The 21806-nt window shown below is 75.7% G+C and carries 25 protein-coding genes; 19 read left to right on the top strand and 6 right to left on the bottom strand.

Features of this window, described 5'->3' with window-relative positions; translation table 11 throughout:
* Positions 1–44: 44 nt before the first annotated feature.
* The 7 genes from ACFV1L_RS10020 (at position 45) to ACFV1L_RS09990 (ending at position 7191) form a co-directional block, all read left to right on the top strand.
* Entirely contained in the window at positions 45–641 is a 597-nt protein-coding gene (locus ACFV1L_RS10020; protein ID WP_380364656.1) for a TetR/AcrR family transcriptional regulator, read from the top strand.
* A gap of 102 nt (positions 642–743) precedes the next feature.
* The gene (locus ACFV1L_RS10015) at positions 744–2540 is read left to right on the top strand and encodes a thiamine pyrophosphate-requiring protein (RefSeq protein ID WP_380364655.1); all 1797 of its coding nucleotides are present in this window, start codon (positions 744–746) and stop codon (positions 2538–2540) included.
* Positions 2537–2992 carry a hypothetical protein gene (locus ACFV1L_RS10010; RefSeq protein WP_380364653.1) on the top strand — a complete coding sequence of 152 codons (456 nt, stop codon included), beginning with the start codon at positions 2537–2539 and terminating at the stop codon, positions 2990–2992. Before ACFV1L_RS10015 ends, ACFV1L_RS10010 begins: the two co-directional genes overlap by 4 nt.
* Positions 2993–2995: 3 nt before the next feature.
* Positions 2996–5332 carry a GMC family oxidoreductase gene (locus tag ACFV1L_RS10005; protein ID WP_380364651.1) on the top strand — a complete coding sequence of 779 codons (2337 nt, stop codon included), beginning with the start codon at positions 2996–2998 and terminating at the stop codon, positions 5330–5332.
* A complete protein-coding gene (locus ACFV1L_RS10000) occupies positions 5329–6465 on the top strand; it encodes an enolase C-terminal domain-like protein (RefSeq protein WP_380364649.1) in 1137 nt (378 codons plus the stop codon). Before ACFV1L_RS10005 ends, ACFV1L_RS10000 begins: the two co-directional genes overlap by 4 nt.
* 94 nt (positions 6466–6559) lie before the next feature.
* The gene (locus ACFV1L_RS09995; protein WP_380364648.1) at positions 6560–6949 is read left to right on the top strand and encodes a hypothetical protein; all 390 of its coding nucleotides are present in this window, start codon (positions 6560–6562) and stop codon (positions 6947–6949) included.
* Between the two features lie 32 nt (positions 6950–6981).
* Positions 6982–7191, top strand: a complete 210-nt coding sequence (locus ACFV1L_RS09990; RefSeq protein WP_380364646.1) for a CsbD family protein — start codon at positions 6982–6984, stop codon at positions 7189–7191.
* Positions 7192–7283: 92 nt separating this feature from the next.
* Here the strand turns inward: ACFV1L_RS09990 and ACFV1L_RS09985 are convergent, their stop codons facing one another.
* Together ACFV1L_RS09985 and ACFV1L_RS09980 are read right to left on the bottom strand one after the other, a co-directional pair.
* Positions 7284–8294: an SDR family oxidoreductase gene (locus ACFV1L_RS09985; RefSeq protein WP_380364644.1), complete on the bottom strand. Its 1011-nt coding sequence runs from the start codon at positions 8292–8294 to the stop codon at positions 7284–7286.
* Positions 8281–9003, bottom strand: a complete 723-nt coding sequence (locus ACFV1L_RS09980; RefSeq protein ID WP_380364642.1) for a DUF6328 family protein — start codon at positions 9001–9003, stop codon at positions 8281–8283. The genes ACFV1L_RS09985 and ACFV1L_RS09980 overlap by 14 nt, the downstream gene beginning before the upstream one ends.
* A gap of 173 nt (positions 9004–9176) precedes the next feature.
* Here ACFV1L_RS09980 and ACFV1L_RS09975 point away from each other — a divergent pair, with 173 nt between their 5' ends.
* From ACFV1L_RS09975 to ACFV1L_RS09965, 3 genes are read left to right on the top strand one after another with little or no spacing between them, the layout of a single operon-like run.
* Positions 9177–9866 carry an HAD family hydrolase gene (locus ACFV1L_RS09975; protein ID WP_380364640.1) on the top strand — a complete coding sequence of 230 codons (690 nt, stop codon included), beginning with the start codon at positions 9177–9179 and terminating at the stop codon, positions 9864–9866.
* Positions 9863–10123 carry a hypothetical protein gene (locus ACFV1L_RS09970; protein WP_380364638.1) on the top strand — a complete coding sequence of 87 codons (261 nt, stop codon included), beginning with the start codon at positions 9863–9865 and terminating at the stop codon, positions 10121–10123. The genes ACFV1L_RS09975 and ACFV1L_RS09970 overlap by 4 nt, the downstream gene beginning before the upstream one ends.
* A gap of 5 nt (positions 10124–10128) precedes the next feature.
* Positions 10129–10353, top strand: a complete 225-nt coding sequence (locus tag ACFV1L_RS09965; RefSeq protein WP_380364636.1) for a hypothetical protein — start codon at positions 10129–10131, stop codon at positions 10351–10353.
* A 130-nt stretch (positions 10354–10483) separates the two neighbouring features.
* Here the strand turns inward: ACFV1L_RS09965 and ACFV1L_RS09960 are convergent, their stop codons facing one another.
* A complete protein-coding gene (locus ACFV1L_RS09960; protein WP_380364634.1) occupies positions 10484–11407 on the bottom strand; it encodes a zinc-binding alcohol dehydrogenase family protein in 924 nt (307 codons plus the stop codon).
* A 100-nt stretch (positions 11408–11507) separates the two neighbouring features.
* Between ACFV1L_RS09960 and ACFV1L_RS09955 the strand changes: the two genes are divergently transcribed.
* A complete protein-coding gene (locus tag ACFV1L_RS09955; RefSeq protein WP_380364632.1) occupies positions 11508–11963 on the top strand; it encodes a MarR family winged helix-turn-helix transcriptional regulator in 456 nt (151 codons plus the stop codon).
* A 79-nt stretch (positions 11964–12042) separates the two neighbouring features.
* Here ACFV1L_RS09955 and ACFV1L_RS09950 read toward each other — a convergent pair whose 3' ends face one another.
* Complete coding sequence (locus ACFV1L_RS09950; protein WP_380364630.1) at positions 12043–12198, bottom strand: hypothetical protein; 156 nt, start codon at positions 12196–12198, stop codon at positions 12043–12045.
* A 526-nt stretch (positions 12199–12724) separates the two neighbouring features.
* Positions 12725–13861 (bottom strand): AI-2E family transporter, encoded by a 1137-nt coding sequence (locus tag ACFV1L_RS09945; protein ID WP_380364629.1) that lies wholly within the window; start codon positions 13859–13861, stop codon positions 12725–12727.
* 128 nt (positions 13862–13989) lie between these two features.
* Here ACFV1L_RS09945 and ddaH point away from each other — a divergent pair, with 128 nt between their 5' ends.
* The 7 genes from ddaH to ACFV1L_RS09910 all read left to right on the top strand — a co-directional run bounded on the left by ddaH (position 13990) and on the right by ACFV1L_RS09910 (position 18787).
* A complete protein-coding gene (gene ddaH / locus ACFV1L_RS09940; protein ID WP_380364627.1) occupies positions 13990–14841 on the top strand; it encodes a dimethylargininase in 852 nt (283 codons plus the stop codon).
* Entirely contained in the window at positions 14838–15851 is a 1014-nt protein-coding gene (locus ACFV1L_RS09935) for an iron-containing redox enzyme family protein (protein WP_380364625.1), read from the top strand. The genes ddaH and ACFV1L_RS09935 overlap by 4 nt, the downstream gene beginning before the upstream one ends.
* Positions 15852–15855: 4 nt before the next feature.
* Positions 15856–16347 carry a flavin reductase family protein gene (locus tag ACFV1L_RS09930; RefSeq protein ID WP_380364623.1) on the top strand — a complete coding sequence of 164 codons (492 nt, stop codon included), beginning with the start codon at positions 15856–15858 and terminating at the stop codon, positions 16345–16347.
* Positions 16344–17462 carry a YbdK family carboxylate-amine ligase gene (locus ACFV1L_RS09925; RefSeq protein ID WP_380364621.1) on the top strand — a complete coding sequence of 373 codons (1119 nt, stop codon included), beginning with the start codon at positions 16344–16346 and terminating at the stop codon, positions 17460–17462. The genes ACFV1L_RS09930 and ACFV1L_RS09925 overlap by 4 nt, the downstream gene beginning before the upstream one ends.
* Positions 17463–17563: 101 nt before the next feature.
* Entirely contained in the window at positions 17564–18181 is a 618-nt protein-coding gene (locus ACFV1L_RS09920; protein WP_380364619.1) for a HemK2/MTQ2 family protein methyltransferase, read from the top strand.
* Entirely contained in the window at positions 18168–18434 is a 267-nt protein-coding gene (locus ACFV1L_RS09915; RefSeq protein ID WP_380364617.1) for a CDGSH iron-sulfur domain-containing protein, read from the top strand. Before ACFV1L_RS09920 ends, ACFV1L_RS09915 begins: the two co-directional genes overlap by 14 nt.
* 125 nt (positions 18435–18559) lie before the next feature.
* Complete coding sequence (locus ACFV1L_RS09910; RefSeq protein WP_380364615.1) at positions 18560–18787, top strand: DUF6213 family protein; 228 nt, start codon at positions 18560–18562, stop codon at positions 18785–18787.
* A gap of 83 nt (positions 18788–18870) precedes the next feature.
* Here ACFV1L_RS09910 and ACFV1L_RS09905 read toward each other — a convergent pair whose 3' ends face one another.
* On the bottom strand, positions 18871–19824 hold the full coding sequence (locus tag ACFV1L_RS09905) for a TIGR03557 family F420-dependent LLM class oxidoreductase (protein WP_380364613.1): 954 nt from the start codon (positions 19822–19824) through the stop codon (positions 18871–18873).
* A 360-nt stretch (positions 19825–20184) separates the two neighbouring features.
* Here ACFV1L_RS09905 and ACFV1L_RS09900 point away from each other — a divergent pair, with 360 nt between their 5' ends.
* Positions 20185–21750, top strand: a complete 1566-nt coding sequence (locus ACFV1L_RS09900) for a S8 family serine peptidase (protein WP_380364611.1) — start codon at positions 20185–20187, stop codon at positions 21748–21750.
* Positions 21751–21806: the final 56 nt, after the last annotated feature.

The following is a 21806-nucleotide window of genomic DNA, read 5'->3' as shown; positions in this document are numbered from 1 at the left end:
TTTGGTGGTATGGTTGTACCACAAAAACGTTCGAAGGGGCCGGGATGCCGAAGCTGGTCGACCACGAGGAACGGCGGGCACTGATCATCGACGCCCTGCTGCGGGACGCCGCCCGGACCGGCCTGCACGCCGTCACCATGCGCTCCGTCGCCGAGGAGGCCGGCGTCTCCGTCCGCCTGGTCCAGTACTACTTCCGGACGAAGGAGCAGCTCCTGCTGGACACCCTCACCCGCCTCGGCGTCCGCATGGGCGAACGCGTCCGCGACCGCGTCCGGGCCGCCGCGGCAGCGTCGACCGCGCCGCCGTCCCCGCGTGAGGTCGTCGAGGCGGTGCTGCTGGAGGCCGTCCCCACCGACGAGGAGAGCCGCGCCTTCCACCTCGTCCACACCGCGTACGCCGTCCTCTCGGTCACCGACCCGGCGCTCGCCGAACAGTCCTTCCTGGCGGCGCCGAACGAGATGGAGGCGTTCCTGGTCTCCCACCTCGCCGCGGCCGGCGTCCCCGAGCCGCACCACGAGGCCGTCGTCCTGCTCGCCCTCTCCGCCGGCCTCGGCCTCAGCGTCCTGCTCGCCCAGCGCACCGCCGAAGCGGCCACCGCCGTCCTCCACCACCACCTCGCCCGGGTGTTCGGCACCCCCTGAGCTCCCCCGGGCGCACCGCCGTTTCGGCCGCCGCACGTTTCCGTTCCCGGTTCGCGGCCAGACGCACGGCAGTGGTGTCCGCGTGCGAAGGAGGGACGTCCCGTGACCAGGAACGTGGCCGATCAGGTGCTGGCGCGACTGCGGGAGTGGGAGGTGGACCAGGTCTTCGCGTACCCCGGGGACGGCATCAACGGGCTGCTCGCGGCCTGGGGGCGGGCCGACAACCGGCCGGAGTTCGTGCAGGCCCGGCACGAGGAGATGGCGGCGTTCGAGGCCGTGGGGTACGCCAAGTTCTCCGGCCGGGTGGGGGTGTGCGCGGCGACCTCCGGGCCCGGCGCGATCCACCTGCTGAACGGGCTGTACGACGCCAAGCTGGACCACGTGCCGGTGGTGGCGATCGTCGGACAGACCGACCGCACCGCGATGGGCGGCTCCTACCAGCAGGAGGTGGACCTGCTCAGCCTGTACAAGGACGTCGCCTCCGCCTACTGCCAGATGGTGACGGTCCCCCAGCAGCTGCCGAACGTCCTCGACCGGGCCTTCCGGACCGCCGCGCTGTACCGCACCGTCACCGCCGTGATCATCCCGGCGGACGTCCAGGAGCTCCCCGAGGAGGCCCCGGAGCACGCGTTCAAGATGGTGCCGTCCAGCCTCGGCCTGCCGCGCTCCCGGCCGGTCCCGGAGGACGCCGACCTCGACCGGGCCGCCGAGGTGCTGAACTCCGGCACGAAGGTCGCCATGCTGGTCGGCCAGGGCGCCCGGCACGCCCGGCCGCAGCTGGAGCAGGTCGCCGACGTGCTCGGCGCGGGCGTGGCCAAGGCCCTGCTCGGCAAGGACGTGCTGCCCGACACCCTGCCGTACGTGACCGGCTCCATCGGACTGCTCGGCACCCGGCCCTCGTACGAGCTGATGCGCGACTGCGACACCCTGCTGACGGTCGGCTCCAACTTCCCGTACACCCAGTTCCTGCCGGAGTTCGGCCAGGCCCGGGCGGTGCAGATCGACGCCGACCCGTTCATGGTCGGGCTGCGCTACCCGAACGAGGTCAACCTGGTCGGCGACTCCGCCGACACGCTGTCGCGGCTGCTGCCGCTGCTGCGCCGCAAGAAGGACCGCGGTTGGCGGCGGGGCGTCGAGAAGAACACCGAACGCTGGTGGCAGGTGATGGAGGAGCGGGCGAAGGTGCCCGCCGACCCGATCAACCCCGAGTACCTGGTGCACGCGCTCGACCCGCTGCTGCCCGACGACGCCGTGGTCACCGCCGACTCCGGCTCCGCCGCCAACTGGTACGCCCGGCACCTGCGGATGCGCGGCACCATGCGCGGCTCGCTGTCCGGCACCCTCGCCACCATGGGCCCGGGCGTGCCGTACGCGATCGGCGCCAAGTTCGCCTGCCCCGACCGGCCGGTGGTGGCGATCGTCGGCGACGGCGCGATGCAGATGAACGGCATGGCCGAACTCATCACCGTCGCCAAGTACTTCGAGCAGTGGACGGACCGCCGGCTGGTGATCTGCGTGCTCAACAACTGCGACCTCAACCAGGTCACCTGGGAGATGCGCGCCATGCAGGGCGCCCCGCAGTTCCTGCCCTCGCAGGCGCTCCCGGACGTCCGCTACGCGGACTTCGCCGAGTCGATCGGCCTGCGCGGCCTGCGCGTCGAGGAGCCCGGCAAGGTCCGCGCCGCGTGGGAGTGGGCGCTGACCACCGACCGGCCCTGCGTGCTGGACGTCCGCACCGACCCGGCCGTGCCGCCGATCCCGCCGCACGCCGACTGGTCGCAGATCAAGGACGCCGCCGAGTCGGTGCTGCGCGGCGACAGCGACCGGGCCGCCGTGGTCAAGCGCGGCCTGCGCGCCAAGCTCGCCGAACTGCTGCCGCACCGCGCCGGAAGCCGGTGACCGCCGTGCTGACCGCCGCCCTGGAGGCCGTGCGCACCGGCCGGTTCCAGCGCTCGCTGGCGCTGGCCACCGCCGGCGGCTCGGTGGTCACGGCCGCCGAGATCTACCTCGAACACGACCGGGCCGGCTTCGGCAACCGGATGATGTGGTGGCCGGTGCTGCTCGGCCCGCTCGGCGCCGGCGCCGGCCTGGCCGCCGCCCTCGACGAACGGGCCGCCCGCACCGTGCTGCCGGTGGTCTCCGCCGCCGTCGCCGCCAACGGTGTGCAGGGTTTCTGGCTGCACCTGCGCGGCCTGCTGGAGAAGCCCGGCGGGTGGCGGATGGCCCGGTTCAACCTGGAGACCGGCCCGCCGCTGTTCGCACCCCTGCTGATGGGCATGGTCGGCGGCATGGGCCTGGTCGCCGCCGTGCTCCGCCGCGAAGGCAACGGCCCCGGCCCGGAAGGGAGTTGAGCGGTGGAGCGGTTCCCCGGCTACCACTCCATGGACCGGCGCCGGCACTGGGACCCGGCGACCGCGGCCGTCGTCACCTCCCGGGTGGCCGGCCCCCGGCCGCCGCTGCGGCTGTTCTCCCCCGCCGAGGAGGCCTGCGCCCGCGCCCTGCTGAACCGGCTGCTCGACGACCCGCCGGTGGACCTGCTGCCCATGATCGACTCCCGGCTCGCCGAACGCGAGACCGACGGCTGGCGCTACGCCGACCTGCCGCCCGACGACCGCGCCTGGCCGGAGACCGTACGGGCGCTCGACGAGGACGCCCGCGCCCTGCCCGGCCGCCCGGCCTTCGCCGACCTGACGGAACGGCAACAGGACGGACTGATCGAGAAGGTGCGGCGCGCCGAACGCTGGCACGGCTGGCCCGCGAAGCACGTCTGGAGCCTGTGGACGCGCTACGCCTGCACCGCCTACTACAGCCACCCCGCCGCCTGGGACGAGATCGGCTTCGGCGGCCCGGCGTTCCCGTCCGGTTACGCCCGGCTCGGCATCGGCAGGCGCGAGACCTGGGAGGTCGCCGACGCGCACCCGCAGGCCCCGGACGCCGACCGGCCCGACCCGCCGCCGCTGCCCGCGGTCACCGACCCCGGCCGGCACGGCGAGGCCCGGGCCGCGCTGGCGACGCTCCGCCAGACCGCCCGGCGCCAGCGCTCGGTGCGGCGCCGCAACGCCTCCGCGTGGCTGCTGCCGCCCGGCGGGCTCGGCCTCGACCACCGGCTGGTCGAGCGGATGCGGACGTTCCGCGACGAGGACGAGGTGGACCTGCTGATCGTCGGCTGCGGCGCGGGCGGCTCGGTGCTCGCCCAGCGGATGGCCCGGGCCGGCTGGTCGGTGGTGGTGCTGGAGGCCGGCCCGTTCTGGGACCCGCTGCGGGACTGGGTCAGCGACGAGTACGGCTCGCACCAGCTGTACTGGACCGAGCCGCGGGTGCTGGCGGGCACCGACCCGGTGCCGATGGGGTCGAACAACTCCGGGCGCGGCGTGGGCGGTTCGATGGTCCACTTCGCCGGGTACACGCCCCGCTTCCACCCGTCCGACTTCGAGACGTTCAGCCGGGACGGCGTGGGCGCGGACTGGCCGCTCGCCTACGCCGACCTGCGGGAGTCCTACCGACGCCTGGAGGCCGAACTGCCGGTCGCCGGGCAGTACTGGCCGTGGGGCGAGCCGCACGCCTACCCGCACGCGCCGCACCCGGTGGGCGGCAACGGCGAGGTGTTCCTGCGCGGCGCGGCGGCGCTCGGCATCGAGGCCCGGGTCGGGCCGGTGGCGATCGCCAACGGCCGCTTCGGACGCCGCCCGCACTGCGTGTACCGGGGCTTCTGCCTCCAGGGCTGCAAGGTCAACGCGAAGGCCTCCCCGCTGATCACCCACGTCCCCGACGCGCTGGCGCACGGCGTGGAGATCCGCGCCGACGCGATGGCCGCCGCCGTCGAACTCGGCCCCGACGGGCTGGCCCGCGGCGTGCGCTACCTGCGCGGCGGCCGTGAACGCCTCCAGCGGGCCCGCACGGTGGCCGTCGCCGGGTACGCCATCGAGACGCCGCGGCTGCTGCTCAACTCAGCCGGAAAGCGCTTTCCGAACGGCCTGTGCAACGACCACGACCGAGTCGGACGGTACGTCATGGTGCAGGGCGCGCCGCAGACCTCCGGCCGGTTCGACCAGGAGATCCGGATGTACAAGGCGCCGCCGCCGGAGGTCACCACCGAGGCGTTCTACGAGACCGACCCCGCCAAGCCGTACCGGCGCGGCTTCACCGTCCAGAACATCTCGCCGCTGCCCATCACCTGGGCCGAGCACGTCGTCGCCCAGGGCCACTGGGGGCCGCAGCTGCGCCGCTACCTGTCCGACTACGTGCACTGGGCGACCCTGGGGGCGATGGCCGAACTGCTGCCGCAGGCCGACAACCGGGTCACGCTCGCCGAGGAGACCGACCGGCACGGACTGCCCGTCGCGCACTTCTCCTACTCGCAGTGCGACAACGACCGGCAGCTGATCGCCGCCGCGCGCGGCGTGATGGAGGCGATCCTGGCAGCCGCCGGCGCCACCGAGGTGATCACCATCGACCGGTACGCGCACCTGGTCGGCGGCTGCCGGATGGCCGCCCGCCCCGAGGACGGCGTGGTCGACCGGGACCTGCGCACCTTCGCGGTGCCGAACCTGCTGATCACCGACGGCAGCGTGCTGCCCACCCAGGGCGCGGCCAACCCCGCGCTCACCATCATGGCCCTGGTCGACCGGGCGGCGTCCGTCCTCGCCGCCGGCGCCCGCAGCGGCCTGCGCAGCCCCGCGGAGGCGTCATGACCGACCGTCAGCCACCCTTCCCCGTCGACCGCCTGACGGTCCGGGTGTACACCGTCCCCACCGACCACCCGGAGGCCGACGGCACGCTGTCCTGGGACGCCACCACCCTGGTCCTGGTCGAGGCCCGCAGCGGCGGCACGGCCGGCCTCGGCTGGACGTACGGCGCGCCCGCCACCGCCGCGCTGGTCCGCGAGCCGCTGGCCGCCGCCGTCCTCGGCCGGGACGCGCTCGACACGGCCGGCGCCTACGAGGCGATGCGCCGCGCCCTGCGCAACGCCGGCCGCCCCGGCGCCGGCAGCTACGCGCTGTCCGCGCTGGACGTCGCCCTGTGGGACCTGTCCGCCCGGCTGCTCGGCCTGCCGCTGGTCCGCCTGCTCGGCGGCCGCTCCCGGCCCGTCGCGGTGTACGGCAGCGGCGGGTTCACCAGCTACCCGGACCGGCTGACGGAGCGTCAACTGCGCGGCTGGACGGACGGACAGGGCATCCCCCGCGTCAAGATCAAGATCGGCGAGGCCCGGGGCACCCGCCCCGAACGCGACCTGGAGCGGATCACCGCCGCCCGCCGCGCGATCGGCCCCGACACCGCCCTGTACGTGGACGCCAACGGCGCGTTCACCGCCAAGCAGGCGATCCGGCTGGCGGACGCCTTCGCCGAGGACGGCGTCACCTGGTTCGAGGAACCCGTCCCGTCCGACGACCTGCCCGGCCTGGCCGCCGTCCGCGCCGCCGCCGCCCCCGACGTCGCGGCCGGGGAGTACGGCGACGAGCCGCGCTACTTCGCCGCCATGGCGCCCGCGGTCGACTGCCTGCAGGCCGACGCCACCCGCTGCGGCGGCCTCACCGGCTTCCTGCGGGCCGCCGCCGTCGCCGAGGCCGCCGGGGTTCCGCTGTCCGCGCACTGTGCGCCGCACGTCCACGCGCACGCCGCGGCCGCCCGGCCCGGGGTGCGGCACCTGGAGTGGTTCCACGACCACGTCCGGGTCGAGTCGCTGCTGTTCGACGGCGTCCTCGACCCGGCGGGCGGCACCGTCACGCCCGGCGCGTCCGGCGAGCCCGGCCACGGGCTGCGCCTCGCCGCCGACCGGGCCGCGCCGCACCTCGTCGACAACTGGAGCGTCCGCCGGCCCGACTGAGGGCCGCCGGCCCGGGCCGGACTGATTGAGGCCCGCCCGGCCGGGCAGACGCGCCACGACACGGAGCAACGGAGCAAGCGAAAGGACTCGGACCATGCTGCTGCTCGGACTCCTCCTGTTCGCCGCCTCCGGCGCGTTCGCCGGACTGCTGATCGCCGACAACCTCGGCGGCGGACCCGAGACCGGGGTGACGGTCCTCAACAACAACATCGGCACCGTCAACACCCTCGGCGCGTTCCTCGCCGGAATCGCCCTGACGCTGATGGCCTGCGCCGGCATCGCCCTGATGGCCGGCGGCCTGCGCTGGCACCGCCGCCGCGTCGCCGCGGCGGACCAGCCGGTCGCCGTCGACCGCACCGCCGACCCGAGCCGGCGGACCGGCGCGAGCACCGACCCGACCGTCACCGCCCCGACCACCACCACCGACCCGGCGGGCACGGCCCAGCGGCCGCGCAGCCGGCCCCGGCACCGCTTCACCCACTGACACCCGAAACCGACCCAGAAGGGACACCCCCCATGAGTGACGCCTCCGACAAGTTGAAGCACCAGGCCGAGGAAGCCGTCGGCGCCGCCAAGGAGAAGACCGGCGCCGCCACCGGCAACGAGCGGCTGGAACAGGAAGGCCGCGCCGACCAGGCCGAATCCCAGGCCAAGCAGACCGCCGACCAGGCGAAGGACAAGCTCAAGGAGGGCGTCGACCGGCTCAAGGGCGCCTTCAAGCGCTGACCCGCGCAAGCACCGGCCCGGCCCCGCAACCACTGCGGGGCCGGGCCGACTGCCGTGCCACGGCCGTCGCACCGACCGCCGTGGCCGTGCTGTCAGTCGTGGCGGCGGCGCAGACCGGCGGCGAGCACCGCGCCGGTGAGCAGCGCGGCGGCGGCCAGCGGGACGCGGTGGCGGTCCGCCCAGGCCTGCGGGGCGTGGGCGTGCGCCTCCGGGTCGAAGCGGCCGTGCGCGCCGTGGTCGACGGCGGCGTCCTGCGGGGTCCACAGGTTGTCGGGGCGGTCGGGGTCGCGCGCCCGGTCGGTCTGCTGGGAGTCCCAGCCGGTGCGGGCCAGGTAGCGGTCGAGCAGGCCGGGCGCGACCGCGTTGGCCAGCAGGGTGGCGACGGTCGACGCCCCGACCCGGTACTCGCGGCGGCCCGGGTGGTCGGCGGCGTACAGGATCGCCCGGGCGATCGGCTCCGGCTGGTACACCGGGGCGACCGGCCTGGCCTGCCGGGGCAGCCGGGAGCGCACCCAGTCGAACTGCGGGGTGTTGACGGCGGGCAGCTGCACCATGGTGCAGCGCACCGCGCTGCGCTCGTGCAGCAGTTCGCAGCGCAGCGCCTCGTTCCAGCCCTGGAGTGCGTGCTTGGCGCCGCTGTACGCGCTCTGCAGCGGGATGCCGCGGTAGGCGATCGCCGAGCCGACCTGTACCACGCAGCCCCGGTCGCGCGGCAGCATCCGGCGCAGCGCGGCCCGGGTCGCGTACACGTAGCCGAGGTAGGAGACCTCGGTGACGCGACGGAAGTCGGACGGGCTGATCTCCATGAACGGCGCGAAGACCGAGGCCAGGGCGGCGTTGACCCAGACGTCGATCGGGCCGAGGGCGCGTTCGACGCTCTCGGCGGCGCGTTCCACGGCGTCCGGGTCGGCCAGGTCCACGGTGACCGCCATCGCCCGGACGCCGGCCTCCCGGGCCTCGGCGAGGGCGGCGTCCAGTCCGGCGCTGCCGCGGGCCAGCAGCGCCACCCGGTCGCCGCGCGCGGCGAAGGCCCGGGCCGCGGCGCGTCCGACGCCGGCCGACGCGCCGGTGATCACGACGGTGCGGGGTTCACTCGTTGTCATGGCGGGCGTCTGACCGCCTGCGGCGGCCGGAAACCCGGCGGCCGGCCGGGTCCCGCGGCCCCGCGTCCGGTCCCGACCGGCCGGGGTCCGGATCACCGTGCGGGTCGGGGTCCGGATCACCGGAGCGGCCGTTGCGGGGGCGGCCGGGACGGTCGGAGTCCGGGTCGCCGGACCGGCCGGGGCCCGGATCACCGTGCGGGTCGGGGTCCGGGTCGCCGGAGCGCCCGTTGCGGGGGTCGTTGCGGCGCATCAGCAGCCACGGCAGCAGCAGCCACCACACCGCGAACCACACCATCACCCCGGCGACGATCAGCCCGGCGCCGGGGCCGCCGATGGCGACGTGCAGCAGCAGGAGCAGGGCTGAGCCGACGGTCAGCGCGAGCAGCACCACGCCGAGCGCGACGACCCGGGAGGTGGCGTCGACGAGTTCGGGCTTGAGGCGGCGTCCGGCGAGCAGCCGGTGGTAGGCGACGGGGGCGATCAGGGCGCCGGTGGCGAGCGCGCCGAGGACGACCGTGACCACGTACAGGTCGCGTTCGAAGCCGGACAGGGTGGCGAACCGCGGCATGAACACCACGCTCAGCAGGAAGCCGAACAGGATCTGCGCACCGGTCTGCACCACCCGGACCTCCTGGAGCAGTTCCGTCCAGCGCCGGTCCGCGCGTTCGTTCGGGGTCTCGTGCCGGCCCCTGCCGTCCTCGGGCACCATCGTTCGCTCCCCCTTTCCGACACCGCGTCTTTCCGCCCCGCCCACGCGAAAACGGGCCGTCGCCGGACCTGAGGGGTGTGCGCGGCGGCGGCCGGGGTAGACGGGGCGGCGCGCCGGAACGGCTCCGGCGCAGATCGGACGGCACCGACCGCCCCGTCCGGAGGAGGAGAGCCATGGCTGCGGACGCCCCGGCCGCCGCACTGTTCGACGTGGACGGCACCCTGGTGGACACCACCTACCTGCACACCCTCGCCTGGTGGGAGGCGCTGCGGCAGTACGGCCACCTGGTGGACGCCGCGCCGGTCCACCGCGCCATCGGCATGGGCGGCGACCAGTTGCTCGACCACCTGCTCGGCACCGACCGGGACCGCTCGGACGACGACGCGATCAGCGCCGCCCACCTGGCCCTGTACGCCCAGCACTGGCCCGCCCTGCGGGCCTTCGACGGCGCCGCCGACCTGCTGCGCGCCTGCGCCGCCCGGGGCTGGCGGGTGGTCCTCTGCACCTCCGCCTCGGGCCGCGAACTCGACGTGCTGCGAACGGCGTTGGACGCCGACGACGCGGTGTTCGCGGTGACCGACGCGGATTCCGTGGCCGCCTCGAAGCCGGCCCCCGACCTGGTGCACAGCGCCCTGGAGCGCGCCTCGGCCCCCGCCGGGCGGGCGGTCTTCGTCGGCGACAGCGTGTGGGACGTCCGGGCCGCGAACGAGGCGGGCACGCCGTGCGTGGCCGTCGAGACGGGCGGCTTCGCGGCCGCCGAGCTGCGCGGGGCCGGCGCCGTGGAGGTGCACGCCTCGGTCGGCGACCTGCTGACCTCCCTCGACGACAGCCTGCTGGCCCACCCCGGCGGCGGTGAGCGATGACCGCCGGGCACGAGGCGGCCACCGTCGCCCGCCGGGCCGCGTACCGGCTGCGGGCGGCGACCTGGACGGCGCTGTGCGCGCTCTGCTCGCTCGGCGCGATGTCCGGCTCGGGCGCAGGCGGGCCGCTGCCCGGCGCCGCGACCGGCGGCCTCAGCGGTGGCGTGAGCGGTGCCGCGACCGGCGGCGCGGGCCGGCCCCGGGGAGGACTCGGCAGCGGGTCGGCCGGCGGCTCCGGGACGGTGGACGAGTGGCGGTGAGCACGGTGGACGGCACAACCCTCTCCCCCGGCGAACGGCAGCGGCTGGCCGCCCTGGAGGCCGAGCTGCGGGTCGACGTCGAACTCGACCTGCGGCTTCGCACCATGCGGTACCACTTGGTCCGCGCCGTCCTCGGCCCGCTCTGCCGGGGCCTGCTGGCCGCCGCCCGCCGGCTGCCGGCCCTGCCCGCCCTGCTGCTCCGCCCCCTGCGCCGACCCCGCCCCCGGTGAGGGCCGGTCAGGGCACCAGCACCACCTTGCCGCAACTCGCGCATAGCACGGGCGACCTCGCCGAGCAGGGACGACGTGCCCAGGGACGCGCAGCGCGCCGCCCCGGAACGCCCCCCACTGCCCCCGCACCTCACGGCACCAGCACCACCTTGCCGCAATTCACCCGCCCCTCGACCAGCGCATGCGCACGCGCGACGTCGGCGAGCGGAAGCACGACATGCACAGGGGCGCGCAGCACGCCGCTCCGGAACGCCTCCCACTGCTCCTCGCGCCAACGGGCGTACCGCTCCGGCTGGTCGCGGGCGATCGCCGCCATCTGGAAGCCGATCACCGAGGCGCTGCGCACCAGCAGTTCGAAGGCGTCGACCGAGCCGCCGCCGGAGCTGAAGGCGACCAGCCGCCCGCCCGGCGCCAGGGCCCGCACGGCCGGTGCGAGCAGTGCGCCGCCGACGCCGTCCAGCACGACGTCGACCGGCTCGCCCCAGGACGCGTCGCCGTAGACCACCACCTCGTCGGCGCCGAGCCCCCGGACGAAGTCCGCCTTCGCGGGGTCGCCGACCGCCGCGACCACCCGCGAGGCCCCGCCGTTGCGGGCGTACTGCAGCGCGAGCCCGCCGACCGCGCTGGCGGCGGCGGTGACCAGCACCGATTCTCCGGCCACGGGCCGCCCCGCCCGGTGGGCGCCGCGCGCCACCAGCCCGCTGCGGACCAGCGCCACCGCGTCGACGGCGGTGGCGTACGCCGGGACGTGGGACGCCGTCGCCCGGTGCACCACCGCGAGTTCCGCGTAGCCGCCGGCGAAGGCCAGCCCGGTGACGCGGTCCCCGACCGCGAACCCGCTCGTCCCCGGCCCGAGCGCGACGACGGTTCCGGCCACCTCCCCGCCGAGCGGCGCCGGCTCCTTGCCCTCGCGCACCTTCCGGACGGCGGGCAGCGTCACCCCGATCGCCTCGCAGCGCACGAGCAGCTCGCCGGGGCCGGGCTCGGGTTCCGGGGCCTGCTCGACGAACAGCACCTCGGGGCCGCCGTTCTTCTCGTAGCGGACGCGACGCAACGCACACCTCCAGGAGGACGAATCCATTGGAACTCCCAACGGTCTGCACCCTAGCCGGTGTTCATTGGGATGCCCAATGTTTTCCGCTAGGCTTTCCTCCATGAGCCCCGCCCAGCGCGACCCCGAGCCCCCCGGCACCCTCGCCCACCTCCAGTCCCTGCCGAGCTGGCTCGCCGGCCGCGTCGCCGCCCGGGGCCGGGCGCTGGTCGCCGAGGCCATCGCCCCCGAGGGCCTCAAGCTCCAGCACTACGCGGTCCTGGCGAACGTGGCCGACGACGGCCCCCTCGCCCAGGCCGACCTGGTCCGTCGCCTGGGCTTCGACCCGAAGGACGTCGTGCTGCTCCTCAACCACCTCGAACGCGAGGGCCTGGTGGTGCGCGAGCCCGATCCCCGCGACCGCCGCAAGAACGCCGTCACCGCCACCGCGGACGGCCTCCGCCTCCTCCGCACCTGCGCCCGCCTCGCCGACCGCGCCAACGAGCACCTCCTCGCCCCGCTCACCCCGGCCGAACGCCGAACCCTCCTGGCCCTCCTGACCCGCCTCGCCCAGGAGTGAGGGCCGCCGCTCCTCCCGCCGGCCGGGGCCCCTGCCCAGGGACTCCGGCCGCGTGCCCGGACGAGCCGGTCGGAACTGCTCAGCATTCGTAGGCGTACTCGGCGCGGTCCTCCTCCGGGTCCCGGTGGATGCTCAGGGTCCGGCCCGCGTTGATGGTGATGCAGCTCGGGTCCCACGCCCAGTCGACGGAGACCGTGGCCCGGATCGTGCAGGTGCAGATGTTCTTGATCGTCACACGGCCGTCGGTGTTGCTGGCGAGCGACGCGCCGCCGGCGTTGAGCCCCGCGTGGCCGCCGGGGCCGTCGCCGCGCGCGAGGCCCCGGCGGCGGTCAGCGCCCCGGTCGCGAGCGCCAGGCCGAAGGCCGTGAGGCCGGTGCGGACGAAGGCGTCGTGCACTCCTGTCGGAACGTGCGGTGGGCGGGGCCCGGCCCGCTGCTGATCGACGGTCGTGGGGCTCGGGCGGCGGCCCGGTGACCGGGCGACCACCTGCCCCGGTCGCCGGACCGCCGCCCGCGGAGCCCATCCGCGCCGACCGGTACGCCCCAGTCCCTTCGGTCCTCGTCGGAAGGCCCGCACTCAGGCCTGCTTGAGGGCGTCGCGGGCCACCGGAGACCACGCGCGTCCGGCCGGAACCCGCGAGTCCCGGGTGGGCGTCCGCATCGCGTGCACCCCGCCGGGCCCCGCCAGGACGCGCGCAGCGGCGAGCCGGGCCCGCCGGCCAAGCTCCTCGCGACGACGGCCGTCCCGGTTCGCCGGGCGGGTCAGCCGCTGCCGGGGCCGTGGAGTTCGCGGAACACCGCCCAGCCCACCGACAGCACCGGCACCGCGACGGCCGCGCCGACGATGCCGCCGAGGGTGCCGCCGACGGCGACGGCCAGGGCGACCGTGACGGGGTGGAGGCGGACTGCCCAGCCCATCACCAGGGGGTGCAGGACGTGGCCCTCCAGCTGGCCGATCACCACGATCAGGGCGAGCACCAGGAGGGCGGTCACGGGGCCGCGGGTGGCGAGGGCGACCAGCGAGGCGACGGCGAGGGCGATCGGCGAGCCGATCAGCGGGATCAGGGCCGCCACGAACTCCAGGCCCGCCAGCGGCACGGCGAGGGGCACGCCGAGCGCGGCCAGCACCACGCCGACCAGGACGGCGTTGGTTCCCGCGACCAGGAACAGGCCCCGGGTGTAGCCGGCGAAGGTGCGCCACGCGGCGTGCCCGGCCCGCCGCCACAGCGCCCCGGTCCGGGCCGGCAGCAGCGACGTGCCCCAGCTCCACATCCGCTCGCCGGAGTGGGTGAAGAACACGGCGCAGAACAGGGCGAGCGCGCCGGTGGCGGCCGCCTCGACCACGAACCCGGCACCGGTGACGGCCGTGGAGAGCACGGTCTGCCGGTGCGAGCTGATCAGCTCGCCGAGCCGCTGCCGCAGGTCGCCGAGGGTGCCGGCGCGGGCGTGGAACGGCGGGCCCTCCAGCCAGTGCTCCAGCCGGTCCAGGCCGCCGCGCACCTGCCCGCCGAGCTGGCCGGCCTGGGAGCGGATCACCAGGGCGATCAGTGCCGCCACCCCGGCGAGCAGCACCAGCGCGCCCAGCACGGCGAGCAGCACGGCCAGCACGCGCGGCATCCGCCGGGCCAGCAGGTCGACGGGCGGGCGCAGCACGGCGGTGACCACGAGCGCGACGAACACCGCCACCACGGGCAGCAGCAGCCGGCTGACCAGCAGGAACCCGACGTACCCGGCGAGGGCGACGGCGAGCAGCCGCCACGCGCGCCCGGCCAGCCGGTCCAGGCCGCCCCGCTCGGGTCCGGCCGGTGCGGGGGCGCGCCGGACCGCCGGCCGGACCGGGCGGCTGCCCAGCGGTGCCCGCGTCCTGCCGTCCCTCCGGCCACCTGTGCGTCCGGGCATCGTCGGTTCCACCTCCGGCTCCCGTCTGCCCTGCCCCCGGCAGCACTACCCTCCTTCCGCGCCGCGCGTCCCGCGGCGGGGGCGCACACCACCCGTTTCGTCCCGTCGCAGCAGGACAGACGTGGCGCATGGACGTACGACCGGTCGACACCAGGCCCCCGCCGCGGGCGGGGCGGCGGCGTTACCTGCTCTGCCCGCCGGAGCACTTCGCGGTGGAGTACGCGATCAACCCGTGGATGGATCCGGCGCGGCCGGTGGACCGCGACGCCGCGCTGCGGCAGTGGGAGGGCCTGGCGGCGGTGCTGCGCGGGCTGGGGCACCGGGTGGAGCTGCTGGAGCCCGAGCCCGGGCTGCCGGACATGGTGTTCACGGCGAACGGGGCGACGGTGGTGGCGGGGCGCGTGCTGGTGGCGCGGTTCCGGCACCCGCAGCGGGCGGGCGAGTCGGCGGCGCACCTGCGCTGGTTCACCGCGGCCGGGTTCCGCCGGGTCCGCACCGCGACGGAGGTGAACGAGGGCGAGGGCGACCTGCTGGTGGCCGGCCCGCGGATCCTCGCGGCAAGCGGTTTCCGCACCACTCCCGCGGCCCACCGCGAGGCCGAGCGGATGCTCGGACTCCCGGTCGTGACACTGGAGTTGACCGATCCGCGGTACTACCACCTGGACACCGCGCTGGCGGTGCTGGACCACCGGCGGATCATGTACTACCCGGACGCCTTCTCCGCGGCCGGCCGGCGCGTGCTGCGCCGCCTGTACCCGGACGCGATCCTCGCCCGGGCGGCGGACGCCGCCGCGTTCGGCCTGAACGCCGTCAGCGACGGGCGGCACGTGGTGCTGCCGGACGGGGCGCGCGGCCTCGCGGAGCAGTTGCGGGCCGCCGGCTACGAGCCCGTGCCGGTCGCCGTGCCGGAGCTGCGGAAGGCCGGCGGCGGACCCAAGTGCTGTGTCCTGGAACTGCGCCCGGAACGAGACCTGCGATGACCCTCACCCCTGACGTGCTCCCGGCCGCCCCGCCGCTGCCGGCGCCCCGCGGCCCGCTCTCCGCGGCCGTCCTGTCGGCGCTGCTGGGCCGCGACCGGTACCCGCTGCCGGAGCTGCCGCCGGCCGCCGACCCGTGGGGCGACGACCTCCAGCTCGCCCTGTACGTCTGCTACGAGCTGCACTACCGGGGCTTCGCGGGCGTGGACGACGCCTGGGAGTGGTCACCGGCGCTGCTCGCCCTGCGGGCCGCCCTGGAGGAGGTGTTCCTGTCGGCGCTGCGCCGCGAGGTGGGCACCCCGCCGCCGCTCGCCGAGGTGCTGGCCGGGCTGCTGGCGGAGCCGCCGGACGGCGACGGGCCTTCGCACCACCTGCTGGCGGCGGGCACCAGGGCGCAGGCCCGCGAGTACCTGGTGCACCGCTCGCCGTACCACCTGAAGGAGGCCGACCCGCAGATGTGGGCGGTGCCCCGGCTGCCGAACCCGGCGAAGGCCGCGCTGGTCGCCGTCCAGTACGACGAGTACGGGGCGGGCCGGCCCGAGCGGGCGCACGCCGAACTGTTCGCCGCGATGATGGCGGACTTCGGGCTCGACCCGGCGTACGGCGCGTACCTGGACGCGGTGCCCGGCCCGGCGCTCGCGGTGGTCAACACGATGTCGCTGTTCGGGCTGCACCGGTCGTTGCGGGGCGCGCTGGTCGGCCAGTTCGCGGCCGTGGAGATCACCTCGCCGCCGGGCGCGGCCCGGCTCGCCGCCGCGTTCGAACGTCTGGGCGGGTCGCCGCGCGGCACGCTGTTCTACCGCGAGCACGTGCTCGCCGACGCCGTCCACGAGCAGCTCGTCCGGCACACCGTCATCGACCCGCTGGTGGCCCGGCCGGGCTGCCCCGAGCGGGACATCGCGTTCGGCGCGCTCGCCTACGGCCGCGCCGAGGACCGTCTCGCCGCCCACCAGCTCGACGCCTGGCGGGCCGGTGCGAGCTCGCTGCGCACCCCGCTGCCGGAGGAGGACTGACCGCATGAACGGCCCCGAGCCCTTCCTGGACCTGCTGGACCCGCCCGTGTACGTGGTCACCGCGGGGGCCGACCACGCCCGGGCCGGCTGCCTGGTCGGGTTCGGGTCGCAGTGCTCGATCCGCCCGGTGCGGTTCGCGGTGTGGCTGTCGCACGCGAACCACACCTACCGGGTGGCGTCCCGGGCCCGCGTCCTGGCCGTGCACCTGCTGACCTCCGACGACGCCGGACGGGCGCTGGCCGCGCTGTTCGGCGGCACGACCGGCGACGACGTCGACAAGTTCGCCCGCGCGGCGTGGCGCCCCGGGCCGGCGGGGGTGCCCGTGCTGGCCGACGCGGCGGCCTGGTTCGCCGGCCGCGTGGTCGGCCGGGTCGAGGGCGGCGACCACACCGCGTTCCTGCTCGACCCGATCGGTGACGGCGGAACCCCCCACGTGCCCGGCCCGGCCCTCACTCTCCGCGACGTCACCGACCTCGAACCGGGGCATCCCGCATGAACCTCCAGCTCGACCCGCCCCCCGCCGTGCCCCTGCGGTTCGGCGTCGAGGAGGAGTTCGTCCTGACCGACCCGCACAGCCGCACCACCGTGCCGGCCGCCGCGCCGGTGCTCGCCCACGCCGCCCGCGCCCTCGGAGAACGCGCCCAGCACGAGTTCCTCGCCTCCCAGGTCGAGGCGTGCACCCGCCCGGTCACCACCGCCGACGCCCTGCGCGCCGAACTCACCGAGTCCCGCACCGCGCTGCTCACCGGTGCCGAGCGGGCCGGCTGCCGGCTGATCGCCACCGGCACCCCCGTCCTGCCCAGCCGGCACCCGCTGACCATCACCCCGAACGCCCGCTACCTGGACATGGCCCGGCGGGTCGACGGCGTCGCCGACCAGGTCGGCGCGGAACTCTCCGGCTGCCACGTCCACCTGGGCGACCTGACGGTCCGTCAGGCCCTCGCGCTCAGCGCCCGGCTGCGCGGCTGGCTGCCGCTCTTCCAGGCGGTCTGCGCCAACTCCCCGTTCTGCGAGGGCACCGACCGCGGCACCGCCGCGATCCGCCCCGAACGGTACTCCCACTGGCCGACGTTCGGGCCCGCGCCGGTCCTCGACGAAGCCGGCTACCACGCCGCGCTCGACCGGCTGATCGCCCACGACGTCATCCCCGACCGCCGGGCCGTCTTCTGGTACGCCCGGCCGTCGACCCACCTGCCCACCCTGGAGATCCGGGTCGCCGACACCTCCGCCGACCTCGACACCGTCGTCCTGCTCGCCGTCCTGCTCCGCGGCCTCGCCCACACCCTGCTCGACCAGCGCCACCCCGTCCGGCCGATGCCCGACACGGCGCTGCGCCGCGCGCACCACAGCGCCGCCGCCCACGCCCTGGACGCCCGCCTCCCCCACCCGCAGACCGGGGCCCTCCTCCCCGCCCGCGAACTCCTCACCGCCCTCCTCGACCTCGCCACCCCCGCCCTCCTGCTGACCCACGACCTCCCGCTCGCCCACCGCCTCGCCGCCCGGCTCCTCACGGCCGGCACCGGCGCCGACCGCCAGCGCGCCGCCCTCGCCCGCCGCGGCACCCTCGCCGCCGTCGTCGACGACCTGGCCGACCGCACGGCGACCCTCTGATCCGGGGCGGCCGGCGGCACCGTGCGTCCCGAGGTGTCGGTGTCCGCCCTGCGGGCATACGCGTGGCCATGCTGCTGCTCAGACCACCTGGTGTGTACCCCGTGCAAGGGGACACCGCATTGCTGTTGGAGGCGCTGGGACGGGAGCCGCTGCGCGGCGGCGCCCGGTGCCTGGACCTCGGCACCGGCTGCGGCGCCCTCGCGCTGGCCGCGGCCCGCCGCGGCTGCCGGGTCACCGCCGTCGACCTGTCCCGCCGGGCGCTGGCGACGGCCTGGCTGAACGCCCGCCTGCACCGGCTGCCGGTGCACCTGCGGCGCGGCGACCTGACCGCGCCCGTGCCCGACGGACGGTTCGACCTGGTGCTCTCCAACCCGCCCTACGTCCCCGCCAACGGCGCCCGGACACCGGTCCGCGGGCCGGCCGTCGCCTGGGACGCGGGGCCGGACGGGCGGCTGCTGCTCGACCGCCTGTGCCGGCAGGTGCCGCCGCTGCTCGCGCCCGGCGGCGTGCTGCTGCTGGTGCAGTCCTCGCTGGCCGGACCCGAAGCCACCGTCCGGCAGTTGCGGGCCGCCGGGCTGCAGGTCGGCGTCGCCGCCCGCAAGACGCAGGAGTTCGGCCCGGTGATGACCTCCCGGGCGGACTGGTTCGAACGCGCCGGCCTGATCGAACCCGGCGTCCGGGCGGAGGAGTTGGTGGTGGTGCGCGGTGTCCGCCGCTGACGCCGGCCGCGAGCCGCCCACGCCGCCCGGCCGGCCCGTTCCGCCGGCCCGGCCCGTGCCCCGCGTGCGGCTGACCGAGCGCGGCCCGCTGCTGATCGACGGCCCGGTGGAACTGCTGCTTCCCGACGGGTCGACGCTGTCCTGCGACCGGCCGGTGGTCGCCGTCTGCACCTGCCGCCGCAGCCGCCGCTACCCGCTGTGCGACACCAGCCACCGTCGACGCGGCCGCTCCCGCTCCGAACCGCAGCCGTAGCCCTCGCCGTGGCGGCGGCGTCCGCGTCGACGCCGCCGTCACGGCCGTTTCCGCCGCCCGCGCCGGGGCAGACGCCCGGTGGAGTACGAAGATGGAGACAGGAAGCGCAGAAGGAGGTGGACACCATGGGGCGGCTCAGCGTTCCGGTGATCTGCGGACTCTCCGGTGATCTGGCCATTCCCGCCCTGCAGGTGGTCGAACTCCTGCGGGCACTGCCCGACGAGTGGCAGGAATGGGCGGAACGGGACGACAACGCGCTGGACCCGGTGACCACCGCGGCGCTCGCGGATCTGGTCCGCCAGCTCGCCGACCAGATCGACCTGGCCTGCATCGAGATCGCCAGCGAGACCTGACCACGACCGGGTCGGCCACGCCCGACCACAACCGGACCAACGGCGGTCGGCCGGGCCCGACCGGGCCCGGCCGACGCGCGCCGTCAGCCCGCCAGCTCCGGCAGCACGTGGTCGCGGTAGCAGGCGAAGAACTCCTCGACATGACCGCCGATCTGGCCGACGTACACCTCGTCGAACCCGGCCTCCGCGTACGGCCGCAGCAGCGCGAGGTGCGCCTGCGGGTCCGGGCCGTTGCCGCCCGCCTCGGCGGCTGCCGACTCCGGCACCAGCTCGATCGCCTGCTCGAAGTGCCGGGGCGTGGGCAGCAGTTGGTTGAGCTCGCCGGGCAGGCTCTCGCTCGCCCACAGCCGGTGGCGGGTGGCCGCGGCGCGCTGCTCGTCGGGGGCCCAACAGGCCTTCGTCCCGGCCAGGGTGGGGCCGGTGCCGCCGGCCTCGCGGTAGGCGCGCAGTAGTTCGGGATCCGGCGCGGTGGTCACCAGGCCGTCGCCGAGGTCCGCCGCGAGCCGGGCCGCACGCGGGCCGAACGCCGAGACGTAGACCGGCAGTTCGCCCTCGGGCGCGGTGTACAGCCGGGCGTGGTCGACGGTGTAGTGCCGGCCGCGGTGGTTGACGGTGCCGCCGGCGAACAGCGCCCGCATCACCCGGACGGCCTCCGCGAGCATCTCCGCCCGCTCCGCGAACGAGGGCCAAGCCCCGCCCACCACGTGCTCGTTCAGCGCCTCGCCGGTGCCGACCCCCAGCCGGAACCGGCCCCCGGTCAGCACGCTGGACGTGGCGGCGGCCTGCGCCGTGATCACCGGGTGCAGCCGCACCGTCGGACACGTCACGAGGGTGGTCACCGGCAGCTCGCAGACCTGCGACAGCGCACCGATCATCGACCACACGAACGGGCTGTTGCCCTGCTCGTCCGTCCACGGGTGGAAGTGGTCGGAGATCGCCAGCCGGGTGAACCCGGACCGCTCCGCGAGCCGCGCCTGCTCCAACAGCTCGGCCGGCGTGTACTCCTCGCAGGACAGGAAGTAGCCGTACTCCGTCATGCCGCCGCCCTCCTCTGCGCAGCGGCCTGCACGTGGGCCCGCACAGCGGCCTTCGCGCGGTGCGGACGACCGGCGGTCACGGGGGTTCGTCCTGACAGCATGGCTCCTCCAGAGGGTCGGCTGGCTGCTGCTGACGCGGCTACCCGACGGCCCGGATCGAAACCACCTCCACCGCCCGCACTCCCCGTGGAAACGGCCCGGGCCAGCTCCGCTACGCCGGACGGCGGACCGGCCCGTGGCACATTCTTCCCGCTTTTCATGTTTCTGATTGAGCGTCAATCTCCTGTTGGCAAAGGGTAGTTGACTGACAAGGGCGAGGGCGGCGGGCTGCTCGCCCACGGGGGGGACAGGGGGTTGGCGATGACTGCACGACGGCGGGTTCTGCTCGGGCTGGCCGCGGGGGCGGCGGCCCTGCTGCTGGGGGCGGGAGGCACGGTGCCGGCGGCGGCGAGCGGCCCGGAGGGGGTGGTGAAGGGGGCCGGGACGCCGGGGGCGATCGCCGGGAGCTACCTCGTGGTGCTCGCTCCGCAGAAGGCGGGGGCGGCACCGGAGCCGGTCGCCCCGCTGGGGGCTTCGCTGGCCGCCCGCTACGGCGGCGCGCTGGGGCGGACCTTCGACACGGCGCTGCGCGGGTTCTCGGTGCGGCTCTCCGAACGCGGGGCGCGGCGGCTCGCGGCCGATCCGGCGGTCGCGCTGGTGTCGCAGAACCACCGGGTCTCGGCCGACGGGAGCCAGCCGGCACCGCCCTCCTGGGGGCTGGACCGCGTCGACCAGCGGCGCCCGCCGCTGACCGACCGCTTCGACTACCCGGCCGGCGGCGGGAAGGGGGTGACGGTGTACGTCGTCGACACCGGCATCCGGATCACCCACGAGGACTTCGGCGGCCGTGCCTCCTACGGCTTCGACGCCATCGACGGGGACGCCGTGGCCGACGACGGCCACGGCCACGGCACCCACGTGGCCGCCACCGCGGTGGGCGCGACGTACGGGGTGGCCAAGCAGGCCTCGGTGGTGGCCGTCCGGGTGCTGGACGACGAGGGGAGCGGCACCACCGAGCAGGTCGTCGCGGGCGTCGACTGGGTGACCTCCCACGCCGTCAAGCCCGCCGTCGTCAACATGAGCCTGGGCGGCGAGCCCGACGAGGTGATCGACACCGCGGTGCGGAACTCGATCGCCTCCGGTCTGACGTACACCGTCGCGGCCGGCAACCAGGGCATCGACGCCTCGCAGCACTCCCCCGCCCGGGTGGCGACCGCCATCACGGTGGGGGCCACCGACATCGAGGACGACGTCGCCTCGTACTCCAACTACGGCCCGCTGGTGGATCTGCACGCGCCCGGCGACGAGATCACCTCGGCCGGGATCATCTACGACGAGGACTACACCACCATGTCGGGCACCTCGATGGCCTCCCCGCACGCCGCGGGCGCCGCCGCGCTCTACCTGGCGGACCACCGCACCGCGACACCCGCCCAGGTCGCCTCCGCACTCACCTCGGCCGCCACCAGCGGATCCATCGGCGCATTGGAACCGGGCACCCCGGACCGGCTGCTGTACACCGGCACCATCCCGAACCGGCCGCCCGGCCCGCGGTTCACCAACGACACGGACACCCCCGTCGAGGAGGCGCCGCTCCTCTCCCCCATCACCGTCACCGGTGTGGCCGGCCGCGGCCCGGCCAACCTCGACGTCGCCGTCGACATCGTCCACAGCTGGCCCTACGACCTCGTCATCGACCTGATCGCACCCGACGGCACCGCCTACCGCCTGAAGGACGCCGACTTCAGCGGCCCGTCCAACGACGTCCACCGCCTGTACGGCGTCGACGCCTCCGCCAGGATCGCCAACGGCGTGTGGCGGCTGCGCGTGACCGGCGGGTCCGAGTACTTCGAGGGCTACCTGGACCGCTGGGCACTCCAGTTCTGACGCCGCGCACCCGCGCACCTGCACACCCGCCGGGGAGCCGGCCGCCCGGAAGTGGG

Origin of the sequence: Kitasatospora sp. NPDC059646, assembly GCF_042734615.1 — a bacterium.
Lineage (GTDB): Bacteria > Actinomycetota > Actinomycetes > Streptomycetales > Streptomycetaceae > Kitasatospora.
Note: the sequence above shows the minus strand (reverse complement) of the source record. Positions and strands in the feature narration are given on the sequence as shown.